Consider the following 14,728-nt stretch of genomic DNA (forward strand, 5'->3'; position numbering starts at 1 on the left):
GGCCTAAAATTCAGACCGTAGGTTTAAGGGTGAGCAATCATTTGGCTGCGTGCAAAAACCCGATCATAAATCGCGACCAGTACCAGCATCAGCAGCGAAGGTGGCAACCATGCCAGCCCCTGCGCCGCCAGCGGCAGGTGATTGGTCCACTCTGGCATAAAATGCTGGAAGTTGGACGCTTTCACTGCATCAAGGATACCAAACAACAGGCTGACTAACATCACCGGCGCAACAATACGTGATGCACTGTTCCACCAACGCAGGGTGAAGCTCAGCATCACCAGCACGATGCAAGGCGGATAGATCGCGGTCAGCACCGGGATCGAAATCTGGATCAGGTGGCTCAGGCCGAGGTTGGAAACCACCATCGAGAACAGGCCGAGAATGAATACCAGCGTTTTGTAAGAGAACGGCAAGTATTGCTCAAAGAACTCCGCACAGGCGCAGGTCAGGCCCACCGCGGTCACCATACAGGCGATGAAGATCAGCGCAGCCAGGAAGAAGCTGCCCAGGCCGCCGAAGGTATTTTGCACATAGGCGTGCAGCACTACCGCGCCATTGGTGGCATCCGGCGTCAACACGCCGCTGCCAGAGCCCAGCTTGAACAGGCTCAGGTAGACCAGCGTCAGACCAACACCGGCGATCAAACCAGCCAGGATGGTATAACGGGTCAGCAGACCTGCGTCTTTCACCCCACGAGAACGTGCGGCGTTAACGATCACGATACCGAACACCATGGCGCCCAGCGTATCCATCGTCAGATAGCCGTTAACAAAACCGGCAGAGAACGGCACGGTTTGGTAGGCATCCACCGCCGGGATGGGTGCCCCTGCTGGCCAGATCAGCGCGGCAATACCCAGTACGGCCAGTGCCACGATCTTCAACGGTGCCAGAATATGGCCCACGGTATCAAGCAGGCGGCCCGGATAGAGCGAGATGCCGATCACCAGCGCAAAATAGACCAGGCTATAGATGAATAGCGGCAAGGGACCGTCACCGGTCAACGGCGCAATGCCGACTTCAAAGGAAACGGTCGCGGTACGCGGGGTGGCAAACAGTGGGCCAACGGCCAGATAGCACACCGTCGCCAACAGCAGACCAGCGCTACGGCCAATGGGTGAGCTTAATGCATCAACGCCGCCGCCAACGCGAGCCAGGGCAATCACGGTCAGCACCGGTAGACCCACTGCGGTGATCAGGAACCCAATAGCCGCAATCCAGACGTGTTCGCCAGACTGCAAACCCACCATCGGCGGAAAGATGATGTTCCCTGCGCCGACGAATAAGGCAAAGGTCATAAAACCCAAAGCCAGGATATCTTTTGATGTTAAACGATGACTCATAATCTGTTGTGCTGCCTGTTGAAATAAAAAATTACCGATAAAAGGATGGTGGTCAAAGTGCCCCACTTCGGTTGCCGGCCTGCTCTCTCATCGTGAAATTCATAGGCAACAGACAGCGCACAATAGCAGCGTCTTACCTTGAGAAAGGCGAATACTCATGATGACGAGCAGATTTTTAGACGTTTTTTCCCCGCTGAATCCATGGTCGCAATCACCGAAGAATGCTGGGGAAAATGGAGGTTTAGTCCGGCAATAGGGGGCTAGTTAAACGTTTATAGTGCCAAAAGGCAATACGCAGGATAAAAAGCAGAGCGATCGTCCAGATAATATTGCTCATCCAGTCGAACATAGGGGTTATCAATAAATATGCACTACATGATTTGTATTATTTTTGAGCACATCACTCACGAAAATTGAAATAACTAGTTACATGATGCGTGAAAACGCCATTAATCAGCTATAAAACGCGTGGTATGCGCTCAAAAATCATCCCTACTCCAGCCCCAGCAGCGTACGGGTTTTACGCAGCGTTGCCGGTGGCAACGGCAGATAACCGTCGAGATTAACCAGATCCTGCCCCTGCACAGAGAGCACACGGTCGAGGAACGCCGCCGTCAAGGGTTCCAGCGGCTGATTCGGGGCTTTATTGATGTAGATATACAGATAGCGCGCCAATGGATAGCTTCCGTTGCGCACGTTGGTTTCGCTGGGTTCAACATAACGATCGCCAGTTTCTGCCAGGGGCAGCAACCGCACTCCGCTGGCACGAAAACCAATGCTGGCATAGCCGATACCGTTTAACGAACCGGCCACCGCCTGTACCACCGAGGCCGAACCCGGCAGTTCATTCACCCGCGCCATAAAGTCACCGCCACATAACGCACGCAGCTTGAAATATCCATAGGTGCCCGAAGCGGAGTTGCGGCCAAAGCGTTGCAAAGCGCGTTGCTGCCAGCCGCCCTGTAACCCCATTTCTCCCCAGCGGTTAATCGGCGTGTTTTCCCCGCAACGGCGGGTAGCAGAAAAGATTTGATCCAGCTGTTGCAGATTCAAGCCACGCAGCGGATTGTCCTGATGCACCAGCACCACCAGCGCATCGACCGCAACCGGCACCGCCAGCGGCGCATAGCCGTAGCGGTGCTCAAATGCCGAGACCTCCGCCGCCTTCATTGGCCGGCTCATTGGGCCAAGCTGCGCCGCTCCTGCCGCCAATGCGGTGGGTGCCGTCGAGGAACCGGCAGCCTGCAGTTGCAGGTTAACGTTGGGATAGTGTCGGCTGAAATCCTGCCCCCACAGCGCCATCAGGTTGGCCAGGGTATCGGAGCCTACGCTAGACAGGTTGCCGGAAAGCATGCCATCCGGAGCAGCCACGGCCCCGCGGCCAACCGACAACAACAGGCAAAGCAGCAAAGCTTGGGTAAATCGATTCATGGTAGGGCTACCTGCTAATTTTTCACCGCATTCTCTGCTAAAGCCGCGGGAACAATCAACCGGTTAGGCAAGGTAAAGATAAAACGGGTGCCAATGCCTGGCTCGCTGAGGATCTCCAGCCGTGAATCATGATGGCTGAGCGCATGCTTCACAATGGCCAACCCGAGCCCACTGCCGCCGGTCTGGCGCGAACGTGCCTTATCTACGCGATAGAAACGCTCGGTCAGGCGCGGGATATGTTCGGCACCAATGCCCGGCCCGTTATCGCTGACCTGGAACTGAGCCCCCTGCGGCGTCTGCTGCCAGCTCACTTCGATATTGGTGCCCGCCGGAGTATGGTTGACGGCGTTGTACACCAGATTGGAAACCGCGCTGCGCAGTTGATCCTCGTTACCGAACACCTGCAGATTTTCATTCACCCGGAAATTGATCTGGTGATTACCAGCGCTGAGCGACTGCGCCTCACGCTGCAATACCCGCAGCATTAACGGAATATCCACCTTCTCGTTCATATCCACGTTTGGTGCAGCCTCGATCCTGGAGAGTGTAAGCAACTGCTTCACCAGGCCATCCATGCGTTTGGTCTGCTCTTGCATGGTGCCCAAGGCTTTGCCACGCAGCGAACCATCCAGCTCTTCGTCACTCATCATCTCCAGGTAGCCTTGCAACACCGTTAGCGGCGTACGCAGCTCATGGCTGACGTTGGCGAAGAAGTTGCGTCTGGCCCCTTCCAGTTGGCGCATCTGGGTCACATCACGGGCCACCATCAGCAGTTGGCCTTCGGAATAGGGCATGATACGGAATTCAACAAAGTGCTCGTTATTCAGCTGTAGCGTCAGCGGTCTGGTGAATTCTTGCTGTTGCAGATAATGGCTGAATTCCGGGTAGCGCAGCAGGTTGAGAATGTGTTGGCCGTTATCTTCCGGCCAACGAAAGCCCAGCAGATGTTGTGCCAGGCCGTTACACCAGAAGATATTGCCCTCCACGGTGGTCATCACCACCGCATCCGGCAAGGATTCTGCCCCGCTGCGAAAGCGTTTGATCAACAGCGCCAGCTCACGGCGGCGACGGCGATTACGCTGCTGCATCTGATACAGGCCATAGAACAGCGGCTCCCAGCTCCAGCGGCCCGGCGGCGGCGTCATACTGCGGTCCACCCACAGCCAGTGGGAAAGTTTGAGTTGGTTATAGAAGTTCCAGGCCAGCGCGGCCAGCACCGAAACCAACAGCAGCCAGGGCAGATAACCGAAAACAAGCCCCAGCAATAAGGCGGGCAGGCAAAAAAGGGCCAGCTCCAGCGCCAGCCTCTTCCACGATAAACGTTCTAGCACGGTAACCTCTCCAGCGCGGTGCGATCAGTAGCGCGTCGAGAACCGATAACCGGTGCCGCGAACGGTTTGAACCATCTTGTCATGACCACTGGTCTCCAGCGCCTTACGCAGCCGGCGGATATGCACATCAACGGTGCGGTCTTCCACATAAACGTTAGTGCCCCAGACGTGATTAAGCAACTGTTCGCGGCTATAAACCCGTTCAGGATGAGTCATAAAGAAGTGCAGCAGTTTGAACTCGGTCGGCCCCATCTCCAGCGCCTGCTCATTAGCCATCACCCGGTGCGAGGAAGGATCCAGGCTTAGCCCCTGCATTTCAATCACTTCTTCTACTGCCATTGGTGAAATACGGCGCATCACCGCCTTGATACGTGCCACCAGTTCCTTGGGGGAGAAAGGCTTGGTGATGTAATCATCCGCACCAACCTCCAGACCACGTACCCGATCTTCTTCTTCACCACGCGCGGTCAGCATCATCACCGGGATATCCCGGGTCATCGCCTCGCGCTTCATATGCTTGATAAACTGGATACCGGACCCTCCCGGTAACATCCAGTCCAGTAACACCAAATCAGGGAACGGCTCAGACAGGCGCGTGACGGCACTGTCATAATCCTCGGCTTCCAACGGTTGGTAACCATTCTGCTCCAACACAAAGCACACCATCTCACGGATCGGCGCTTCGTCTTCCACCACCAGTATGCGTCTTGCCATCGTCAATCCTGCCAATGTGTTAGCGATCTCAGTTGATTGCGGTCGCCATTATGCGTCAGTTTTGTGACACTTTTATGAAAAAAAAGCCCGGTTGATCGCAGTAAGCATAGCGATTATTTCTGGCGTTAAAGAAATATCATCATGCTTGAGTTACGATAAGGCCCATTTATGCCCTTATCATCCTGTTAGCGATGGAAGACCTATGCGCCTGATCCACACCTCCGACTGGCATTTGGGCCAGTACTTTTTCACCAAAAGCCGCGCCGCCGAGCATCAGGCCTTCTTGGGCTGGCTGATCGAACAGGTGGAACAGCAGCGGGTGGATGCGCTGATCGTCGCAGGCGATCTGTTCGATACCGGCTCCCCGCCAAGCTACGCCCGCGAACTGTACAACCGCTTTGTGGTGGAGCTGCAACGTACCGGCTGCCAACTGGTGGTGCTGGGCGGCAACCACGACTCCGTGGCCACGCTGAATGAATCGCGTGAGCTACTCTCCTGCCTGAACACCACCGTGGTTGCCAACGCGCAAAGCGAGCTTGAGCAGCAAATCGTGGTGCTCAACCAGCTTGATGGCCAACCAGGGGCGGTGCTCTGCGCGATCCCGTTCCTGCGCCCACGGGATTTGCTCACCAGCCGCGCTGGTGAGTCTGGCAACCAAAAGCAGCAAGCTCTGCAAGAGGCCATCGCCGAACATTACCAAAACCTGTATCAGGCGGCCTGTACGCGCCGCGATGCGTTGGGTTTGCCACTGCCGATCGTCGCCACAGGCCATTTAACCACCGTGGGCGTCACCACTTCGGATTCGGTACGGGATATCTATATCGGCACGCTGGACGCCTTTCCAGCCCAGGCGTTCCCCCCTGCCGATTACATTGCGTTGGGGCATATCCATCGCGCGCAGAACGTCGCCAAGTCTGAGCATATCCGCTACAGCGGCTCCCCAATTCCTCTGAGTTTCGACGAGTTAGGCAAGACCAAAAGCGTGTTTATGGTCGATTTTGCCGACGGAGCGCTACAACAGATCACGCCGCTGGAGATCCCAACCTTCCAGCCCATGCAGCTGATAAAAGGTGATTTGCAGCAAATCGAGGCTCAATTACAGCAGTTTGCCGATTATCAGGGCGAACTCCCGGTTTGGTTGGATATCGAAGTAACCACTCAGGATTACCTCAGCGATATTCAGCGCCGCATCCAACAGTTGGCGGAAGATTTACCGGTTGAAGTGGTGCTGCTGCGGCGCAGTAAAGAGCAACGTAGCCAGACCATTGCCCAGCAGGATAAAGAAACCTTGAATGAATTAAGCGTCGGCGAAGTCTTCGAGCGCCGGTTGGCGTTGGAAGCCGAGATGGCCGAGCCGCGCCAACAGCAGATGCGGCAGATGTTCCAGCAGGTGGTAGAAACCTTGCACCAGTATGAGGAGCCATCAGCATGAAGATCCTGAGCCTAAGGCTGAAAAACCTCAACTCGCTACAGGGCGAGTGGAAAATCGACTTCACGGCGGAACCCTTCGCCAGCAACGGCCTGTTTGCCATCACCGGCCCCACAGGAGCAGGTAAAACCACCCTGCTGGATGCCATCTGCCTGGCACTTTATCACCAGACGCCGCGCCTGGAAGTCAGCGCCAGCCAGAACGAATTGATGACCCGCCACACCGCCGAATCGCTGGCAGAAGTGGAGTTTGAGGTCAAAGGCGTCGGCTATCGCGCCTTCTGGAGCCAACGCCGGGCGAAAAACGATCCGGACGGCAACCTGCAGGCTCCCAAGGTAGAGCTGGCACTGCGGGCAGACGGCAAAATCCTGGCGGATAAAATTTCCGATAAAAAAGAACTGATTGCCGCAATCACCGGGCTGGATTTTGGCCGCTTCACCAAATCGATGATGCTGTCGCAGGGCCAGTTCGCCGCCTTCCTGAACGCCAAGGCCAACGAGCGTGCCGAACTGCTGGAAGAACTGACCGGCACCGAAATTTATGGGCAGTTGTCGGCACAGGTCTTCGAACAGCACAAACAGGCGAAAAGCGATCTGGACGCTTTACATCACCGCGCCAGCGGGATTGAACTGCTCAATGATGAGCAGCGCCAGGTGCTGGAAAACCAACTCGGGGAACTCGGGGCTGAAGAGCAGCTTCTTAGCCAACAGGCGCAGCAGCAACAGCATCAGTTGAGCTGGCTACAACGCTGGCAAACCATCCAGCAACAGACTCAGGACTATCAGCACCAGCTGGCTGGCGTGCAGCAGGAGTTTCAACTGGCCGAACCGCAGTTGCAGCAGCTAGCTCGTAGTGAGCCCGCTGAGAAACTGCGCCCGTTGTTAAATGAACGCAATCGCTGCCAGCAAGATCAGTTGGCGTTGCAACGGCAGATCGAACAGTTGGCACAGCAGCAACAGCGGCAATTAGCCGAACTAATGCCGTTACAGCAGCAGTTGGAGCAGGCACAAAAGGCCAGACAAACCCAGACAGAACATCAACAACAGCAACAAACGCTGATGGATGACAAGGTGTTACCGCTCGATCACCAGATCGCCCAGTTGCAGAACCAGTTAGCAGAAGCACGCAAGCAGCATGCCGAGAGCCAACGGCAGAGCGAAGAACTGCGGCGTACGCTGGAACAGCTAACCGAAAGACGCAGCCAACTGGCTACCCTGGCGGGCCAGTATCAAACCAGGCAGCTTGAACTCACGGCGGCGCTGGATAGCCAACTCCAGCAACATGCCACGTTAGAGGCGCAATCCCCGCTGGAGAAACTGCGTCACCGCCAGGCCGAACTGAGTGGCTTGCGCCCGGTTCGCCAGCAGTTGTCGAAACTGGCCTTACTGTTCCAGCAGAACCAGCAGCGCCTTGAGCAACAACGGCTCGAATTCACTACCCGCCAAAAACAGCTGACCGAAGTGGAAACCCAGCTCGATGCGGTACGCCAGCAGTATAAACAGCAAAAAGCGCACCTGACAGACGTTGAGAAGACGCTCGAACTGGAAAAGCGCATCGTCAGTCTGGAAGCCGAACGGGCGCGGCTGCAAACCGATGCTCCCTGCCCGCTGTGCGGCTCCACGCACCATCCAGCGATCGAGCAATATCAAGCCGTCAAACCATCGGAAACGGAACGGCGCGTCGCTCAATTGCGCAGCCAAACCGAAGAGCTGCACACTCAAGGGACAGAACTGCGCGCACGCAGTGAAAGCCTGAAAGAGCAGCAGCAACGGCAGCAAACGCAGTTGAACCAGGAACTTGAGCAGCAGGAAAACCATCTGCAAAGCTGGCAGACCCTCAGCGCCCCCTTGGCCTTCGACTTTACGCTGCAAGACAGCGCCCGGTTAACCGTCTGGCTGGAGGCTTGCGAGAGTGAAGAGCAGGCCGCTCAGCAGCTTCTGTTGCAACACGAACGGCTCGCCAAGGCCGTACAGCTTGCGAAGGATGCCCTGAATGCCCTGCAAACCGAACAGCAGAGTTCGCAACAGGAAACGGCGCGGCTGAATGAGCGCTTTGAGCTGCTGCAGAAAAGTCAGCAGGAAACTCAACGCCAATTGGCACAATGGCAACAGCAGTGCCTGACGAATGAAACTCAGCTGCTGGCACAGCGTAACGAACGTATCGCGCTGTTTGGTGAGCGAACGGTGGCGGAAGCCCGCGAGCAGTTGCGCACGGCACAAAACGCCGCAGAGAACGCCTTGCAGCAGGCTACGGAGCAATTGCACAAAGCCCAGGAGCAGCACGATCGCCTGGCCGGCCAGTGGGTCGGTTTGCAGCAACAACAGCAGCAGCAAATCGAACGGGGGCAAAAAGCCGAACACCAATGGCAGCGGGCCTTGGCCAGCAGTACCTTCGACGATGAGGCCGCATTCAACGCCGCGCTGCTGGATGACGACGAACGCCTGCGCTTACAGCAGCACAAAGAGCAGTTGCAGGAGCGTCAGGTTCAGGCCACCACATTACTGGCACAGGCCGTACAAGCGCTGGAACAGCATCGTCTGGATCGCCCAGCGGACCTGGATGAAACCCAGGCCAATATCGAGCAACTCACCACCGCGCTCAGCGGGCTGGCGGAACGGCTGAAAACGCTACAGCTGCGCCAGGGCGAGGTGCGCAACCAACTGAGCAGTGATGCCGAGCGCCGCCGCAATCAACAGTCCCTGTTCGAACAGATCGCCCAAAGCCAGCAGCAGTACGACGACTGGAGCCTGCTCAACCAGCTTATCGGCTCCAAAGAGGGCGACAAGTTCCGCAAATTCGCCCAGGGCTTGACCCTCGATCATCTGGTTTACCTGGCCAACAACCAGCTTGGCCGTCTGCACGGGCGCTATCTGTTGCAGCGCAAAACCAGTGATGCACTGGAGCTGCAGGTGGTAGATACCTGGCAGGCCGATGCCCTGCGCGATACACGTACCCTTTCTGGCGGTGAAAGCTTTCTGGTGAGTCTGGCGCTAGCGCTGGCCTTGTCCGATCTGGTCAGCCACAAGACCAGCATCGATTCGCTGTTCCTGGACGAGGGCTTCGGCACGCTGGACGCCGAGACGCTGGACACCGCGCTAGACGCCTTGGACAGCCTTAACGCCACCGGCAAAACTATCGGCGTGATCAGCCACGTGGAGGCAATGAAGGAGCGCATCCCGGTGCAGATTAAGGTGAAAAAGGTCAATGGGCTGGGTGTCAGCCGATTGGATACTCAGTTTCGCATCGAATGACCGCGACAGGGGCTTACGTCAAGAGATAACTACGGCCAGAAGTGTGATCGTGGCTACAGTACAAGCTGAAAAGCATTGAGCCAGAGCCGACAACGGTTATCATGATAATGATTACAGGATTGTCACTGTGCATACAGGCAAAACCTGACTTTCGGGATCATTCCTGAACGTCGGGTTTTTTTGTTTTCAGCGGGCCGGGAATAGCCATGAAAATCGCTAAAATACTCAATAATAACGTAGTGATTACGCTGAATGACCATCAGGAAGAAACGGTGGTTATGGGGCGTGGCATTGGCTTTCAAAAGAAAGCCGGGGAAAGTGTGGATGAAAGCCTGATCGAAAAGGTGTTCACCCTCAACAGTGGCGAAATGAGCGAACGCTACAAAGAACTGCTGGCGGAGATCCCGCTGGCGTGTGTGACCACCGCAGACAAGATCATCACCCTCGCCCGCGAGCGGCTGCCGGGGAAACTGCATAACATTGTCTACATCACGCTGACCGACCATATCCATTTTGCGCTGCAACGCCACGCGCAAGGGCTGGATATCAAGAACGCGCTGCTGTGGGAGATCAAGAAACTCTATCCAAACGAGTTTGCCATCGGGCTTGAGGCGTTAACCATCATCGCCAAGCGCCTGGAAACCACGCTGCCGGAAGACGAGGCCGGGTTTATTGCCTTGCACCTGGTCAACGCGCAGCTCAATGACGAAATGCACAACACCCTGCATATCACCCGCGTGATGCAGGAGATCCTCAATATCGTCAAATACCATTTCCGTTTTGACTACAACGAGGAAGCGCTCAGCTACCATCGCTTTGTCACCCACCTGAAATTCTTTGCCCAGCGGCTGTTAGGCAACAACTACGTCAACAGCGAGGACGATTCGCTGTATCAGGTGGTAAAGGAGAAATACCGCGAGTCATTCGCCTGTGCAGGCAAGATCAACCAGCACATCGAGAAAAGCTACCAGCACCAACTGACCAGCGAAGAAATGATGTTTCTGACCATCCATATCGAGCGGGTACGTAGCGAAAGCGAAAAAGACTACGCGCCAAAGGATTAGGGTTCTCAACGTAGGGGGGCTGCAAACTGCCCCCTACGGAGTAAGGCGCTTGAGGTTTGTTACACCTGAGGCCAGAGCCAGGCCGCGCCGCGCACGCCACTGGAATCACCGTGTATTGCCTTACGGATCGGCGTTTCGCACTCGCCGCCAAATACCCAAGGTTTCACCAGTGACGGCACCGTTTGATACAGCCGCTCCACGTTGCTCATGCCGCCGCCCAGGACGATCACATCGGGATCAAAGAGATTGATCACGTGCGCCAGGGACTTCGCCAACCGCATTTCATAACGCTGAATAGCCAACTCTGCCACCGCATCCTGTTGTGCAGCCAGCGCCATAATTTCGTGGCCTTTCAGTGCTCGACCACTCAATCGTGCATAGTCGGTAGCGAAACCAGTCCCGGAGATAAAGGTTTCAATACAGCCAGGCTTGCCACAGTAACAGGGCACCTCGGCGCGAAAACGCAGTTCGTCCTCATCCAGCCACGGCAACGGGTTATGGCCCCACTCGCCGGCTATACCGTTGCCCCCAGCATGTACCTGGCCATTAATCGCTACCCCAGCCCCACATCCAGTACCAATAATCACCGCAAATACGGTTGGTTTTCCGGCTGCGGCCCCATCGGTGGCTTCCGATACCGCCAGACAGTTGGCGTCGTTCGCCAGACGCACCTCGCGTTGCAACATGGCGGAAAGATCTTTATCCAACGGCTGGCCATTCAGCCAGGTAGAGTTGGCATTTTTTACCAGGCCGGTAAAGGGCGACAGCGTCCCAGGGATCCCCACGCCCACCGAGCCTTGCTGGCCGGTTTTTTCCTCCGCCAGCGTCACCAACCCGCAGATAGCGTCCAGCGTCAGCTGATAATCATGACGAGGCGTGGCAATACGATGGCGGAACAGCTCCGCGCCGTCGTTGGCTAACGCAATCACTTCAATTTTGGTGCCACCCAGATCGATACCAATACGCAAAATTTCTCTCCCCAATTCAGCACGACAACGAACTTGCCGCCCAGTGTAGCGCATAGCCCGGCTCACGCCACGCTCACCGAATGTGACGCCAATGGCAATTCCCCTATCTGGTTGTGTGAAACGCGGCAGCGGACGCAAATCAGTGGGAATGAGGCGATTTTTCAGCGTCAATTCGTTATTATGCCGCCCTGCTTTTGATGAATCTGCGTGCCAAATGCACGCCCAGCCTGGGATAACATTATGCTGTGGTTTAAGAATTTGATGGTTTACCGTTTGAGCCGCGACGTTGCGCTAACTGCGGATGAAATGGAAAAACAGCTCAGCGCCTTTGCCTTCACCCCATGTGGCAGCCAGGACATGGCGAAAACCGGCTGGGTTTCCCCAATGGGCTCTCATAGCGACGCACTGACGCACGCGGTTAACGGCCAGATCATGATCTGCGCCCGTAAAGAAGAGAAGATCCTGCCCTCTCCGGTACTGAAACAAGAGCTACAGGCCAAGATCGAAAAGCTGGAAGGCGAACAGCACCGCAAGCTGAAAAAAACCGAGAAAGACTCCCTGAAGGATGAAGTGCTGCACAGCCTGCTGCCACGCGCTTTCAGCCGTTTTAACCAGACCTATATGTGGATCGATACCGTTAACGATCTGATTATGGTCGATGCCGCCAGCGCCAAGCGTGCCGAAGATATGCTGGCGCTGCTGCGCAAGAGTCTGGGTTCTCTGCCGGTGGTACCTTTGACCATGGAAAGCCCGATCGAGCTGACGCTGACCGAATGGGTCCGCTCCGGCGAACTGCCAGCCGGTTTTATCATTCAGGATGAGGCCGAACTGAAGGCCATTCTGGAAGAAGGTGGGGTGATCCGCTGTAAGAAGCAGAACCTGATCAGCGACGAGATTGCCGTGCATATCGAGGCTGGCAAGCTGGTAACCAAGCTGGCGGTAGACTGGCAGGAACGCATTCAACTGGTGCTGGCCGACGACGGCTCACTCAAGCGCCTGAAGTTTGCCGACACCCTGCGCGATCAGAACGACGATATCGATCGTGAAGATTTTGCCCAGCGTTTCGACGCCGACTTCATCCTGATGACCAGCGAACTGGCGGCCTTGATCAGCAACACCATCGAAGCCTTGGGGGGCGAGGCTCAACGCTAAAACAGAAGGGGCGCAACAGGTTGCGCCCTCTGGGGAGGGCCGGGGAAAATCCCCCCCGGCCAAACTGCACTGAATTATTTACTTAAGTAACGACACAGATAGGCTGTCGCATCGGCAACCTGAACGTTGAATTCACTCTGCGCAGGCACAAAGAACTTCTCGCCTGGCGTAAACACCTGCCAATCCGGTGCGCCCGGTAACAGCACTTTCAATGCCCCGGTGATCACCGTCATCTCTTCCGGCTGCGCGGTACCAAAGGTGTATTCACCTTCTTCCATCACCCCGACGCTGGTACGACCGATGCTGCTACTATCGTAACCGATAGACTTCACTTTCCCGGCAAAATACTCGTTCACTTTCAGCATAGACTGGCACCTGCGTAATCATCTTTGAGGGATCTCCATATTGGGGGATGAAACCGGGTCTGTCACTGGTTTTTGATGCGAAATGCGATCGTTACACACGGCAAAACATGAGCGGGATCAAACAATGAGTTCAGTGGCCAACTTAGTCACCCTGAGTAGCAGCCACCATGCGCTACACCGTAGGCTATTCTCCCAGGTTTTCATCCTCGTAACGCCGCTTGGCGTCTAGCGCTTCCCGCTCGGTTTCGTGCTCGCTGATCAGCGTATCGGGTTTGGGGTGATCGGCCCGCAGCTCGTACCAACGAACCTGCTTGCCCGCTTCGCCCTTGTCTACGGCCTTGATACGCGCCGTTCTCGGGTAGGGAGGTTTACTCGGCATAGTGATCTCCTGTGCGATTACCTGCGGTTAAGTATAGACAACCCCCCTGAAATACCAGTTATTGGCGCGACCCCAAATCCCGGTCCTGCTGTTCACCGGCCAGCAACTGTGTCAGTTCAACACAGGATTGGATCTGGCCATCACGCACGGTGAAATGGGCTAACACCCTAATTTGGCTCTGGCTACCATCACGTTTTTCAATATTCACCAAATGATGGGTGAAGACATTTTCCCCGGCGGCGGCGATGGCGAGGATCTGAAGCTGCATGCTGCAGGTGATCTGTTTAAGCAAGGCCATATGCTGGATAAACTGCGGGTAATCTAGCGTATGACCATCCACCGTCTGGTGATAGTGGCGGCTGAACAGATTGGCAATCAGCTCAGGCTGGTGTTCAGGATTAGCTACAATTTGCTGTAAAGCCGTAAGGACAAGAGTTTGGTGAATCATGCTGTTCTCTCCGGTGTGATAGAGTCCAAAGAGCATAATGGCAATCAGCAATGGCATAATAACCGTATCAAGATATTCAATAACGCTAATCGGCCAACCTGATGAAACTGTACAGCGAACGTTTGTTGCACGCTAAAAAACACCTGACGCCTTGGCATCAGCATCAACAGGGGCAGGTCTATCTGTTGACCCACGGCATGATGATGTTAGAAACCGCAGGGCAGCGGTGGGCAATGACTGCCGGTAACCTTGGCTGGCTTCCGCCCCACTGCCCTCATCAGGCACTGGCCTGCGGCAAGGTGATCGGCTGGATCCTTTATTTACCCGAGACCAGCTGCAACACACTGGCGGCAACGCCACGCCTGACCGCCGCCAACGCCTTAAGTTCTGCGCTGGTTGAACGCATTGCACAGTTTTCTGCGCCGTTCGACATGGCGCAACAACGTTTGGTGGAGGTTCTGCTCGATGAGATGCGAAGCGAGGAGGCCGAACCGCTGCAACTACCGCTGCCACAAGATGCCCGGTTGCTGAGAATTGCCTATGGCTTATTGAACGATCCCGCCAATGATCGCCAACAAGGTGAATGGGCGGCATGGGCGGGCTTAAGCCCCCGCACCCTTAGCCGACGCTTTATGCAGGAAACCGGCATGAGTTTTTCCCGCTGGCGTCAACAAGCCAGGGTGATCCGTTCGTTGGAGGCGCTATCGGCCGGTATGCCCGTTGCTAACGTAGCCAACGAATGTGGCTATGATAACGTCAGCGCCTATATTGCCGCCTTTCGTCAGCGATTTGGCATAACGCCAGGGCTTTATTTTACTTAGTTAATCGGCTGCGGCTAAGCGGGCGCAGCATG

13 protein-coding genes are annotated in these 14,728 nt (G+C 55.8%); 5 read left to right on the forward strand and 8 right to left on the reverse strand.

Annotated elements, in window-relative coordinates; genetic code table 11:
• Window positions 1-23 precede the first annotated feature (23 nt).
• The 4 genes from brnQ to phoB form a co-directional block, all read right to left on the reverse strand.
• Window positions 24-1,343 carry a branched-chain amino acid transport system II carrier protein gene (gene brnQ / locus ABIE29_RS06495; RefSeq protein ID WP_429617334.1) on the reverse strand — a complete coding sequence of 440 codons (1,320 nt, stop codon included), beginning with the start codon at window positions 1,341-1,343 and terminating at the stop codon, window positions 24-26.
• A gap of 492 nt (window positions 1,344-1,835) precedes the next feature.
• Complete coding sequence (locus ABIE29_RS06500) at window positions 1,836-2,774, reverse strand: PstS family phosphate ABC transporter substrate-binding protein (RefSeq protein WP_429617336.1); 939 nt, start codon at window positions 2,772-2,774, stop codon at window positions 1,836-1,838.
• A 14-nt stretch (window positions 2,775-2,788) separates the two neighbouring features.
• Window positions 2,789-4,105 carry a phosphate regulon sensor histidine kinase PhoR gene (phoR, locus tag ABIE29_RS06505; RefSeq protein WP_429617338.1) on the reverse strand — a complete coding sequence of 439 codons (1,317 nt, stop codon included), beginning with the start codon at window positions 4,103-4,105 and terminating at the stop codon, window positions 2,789-2,791.
• A gap of 24 nt (window positions 4,106-4,129) precedes the next feature.
• Window positions 4,130-4,819 (reverse strand): phosphate response regulator transcription factor PhoB, encoded by a 690-nt coding sequence (gene phoB, locus ABIE29_RS06510; protein ID WP_021180214.1) that lies wholly within the window; start codon window positions 4,817-4,819, stop codon window positions 4,130-4,132.
• Window positions 4,820-5,021: 202 nt separating this feature from the next.
• Between phoB and sbcD the strand changes: the two genes are divergently transcribed.
• The 3 genes from sbcD to licT all read left to right on the forward strand — a co-directional run bounded on the left by sbcD (window position 5,022) and on the right by licT (window position 10,563).
• Window positions 5,022-6,251, forward strand: coding sequence for an exonuclease subunit SbcD (gene sbcD, locus ABIE29_RS06515; protein WP_429617341.1), 1,230 nt, complete (start codon window positions 5,022-5,024; stop codon window positions 6,249-6,251).
• On the forward strand, window positions 6,248-9,499 hold the full coding sequence (gene sbcC, locus ABIE29_RS06520; protein WP_429617343.1) for an exonuclease subunit SbcC: 3,252 nt from the start codon (window positions 6,248-6,250) through the stop codon (window positions 9,497-9,499). The genes sbcD and sbcC overlap by 4 nt, the downstream gene beginning before the upstream one ends.
• A gap of 206 nt (window positions 9,500-9,705) precedes the next feature.
• Window positions 9,706-10,563: a BglG family transcription antiterminator LicT gene (gene licT / locus ABIE29_RS06525; RefSeq protein ID WP_429617345.1), complete on the forward strand. Its 858-nt coding sequence runs from the start codon at window positions 9,706-9,708 to the stop codon at window positions 10,561-10,563.
• 59 nt (window positions 10,564-10,622) lie between these two features.
• Here the strand turns inward: licT and mak are convergent, their stop codons facing one another.
• The gene (gene mak / locus ABIE29_RS06530; RefSeq protein WP_429617347.1) at window positions 10,623-11,531 is read right to left on the reverse strand and encodes a fructokinase; all 909 of its coding nucleotides are present in this window, start codon (window positions 11,529-11,531) and stop codon (window positions 10,623-10,625) included.
• A 240-nt stretch (window positions 11,532-11,771) separates the two neighbouring features.
• Between mak and rdgC the strand changes: the two genes are divergently transcribed.
• Window positions 11,772-12,683 carry a recombination-associated protein RdgC gene (gene rdgC / locus ABIE29_RS06535; protein ID WP_021805520.1) on the forward strand — a complete coding sequence of 304 codons (912 nt, stop codon included), beginning with the start codon at window positions 11,772-11,774 and terminating at the stop codon, window positions 12,681-12,683.
• Window positions 12,684-12,757: 74 nt separating this feature from the next.
• On the opposite strand, the gene ppnP is transcribed toward rdgC, so the two are convergent.
• From ppnP to ABIE29_RS06550, 3 genes are all read right to left on the reverse strand, one after another.
• Window positions 12,758-13,048 (reverse strand): pyrimidine/purine nucleoside phosphorylase, encoded by a 291-nt coding sequence (ppnP, locus tag ABIE29_RS06540; protein ID WP_021180225.1) that lies wholly within the window; start codon window positions 13,046-13,048, stop codon window positions 12,758-12,760.
• Window positions 13,049-13,232: 184 nt separating this feature from the next.
• The gene (locus ABIE29_RS06545) at window positions 13,233-13,427 is read right to left on the reverse strand and encodes a YaiA family protein (RefSeq protein WP_429617349.1); all 195 of its coding nucleotides are present in this window, start codon (window positions 13,425-13,427) and stop codon (window positions 13,233-13,235) included.
• 58 nt (window positions 13,428-13,485) lie between these two features.
• Entirely contained in the window at window positions 13,486-13,875 is a 390-nt protein-coding gene (locus tag ABIE29_RS06550) for a nuclear transport factor 2 family protein (protein WP_429617351.1), read from the reverse strand.
• A gap of 101 nt (window positions 13,876-13,976) precedes the next feature.
• Between ABIE29_RS06550 and ABIE29_RS06555 the strand changes: the two genes are divergently transcribed.
• Window positions 13,977-14,696, forward strand: a complete 720-nt coding sequence (locus tag ABIE29_RS06555) for an AraC family transcriptional regulator (RefSeq protein WP_429617354.1) — start codon at window positions 13,977-13,979, stop codon at window positions 14,694-14,696.
• Window positions 14,697-14,728: the final 32 nt, after the last annotated feature.

The organism is Serratia sp. 2723 (assembly GCF_050434425.1).
Classification (GTDB): Bacteria; Pseudomonadota; Gammaproteobacteria; order Enterobacterales; family Enterobacteriaceae; genus Chania.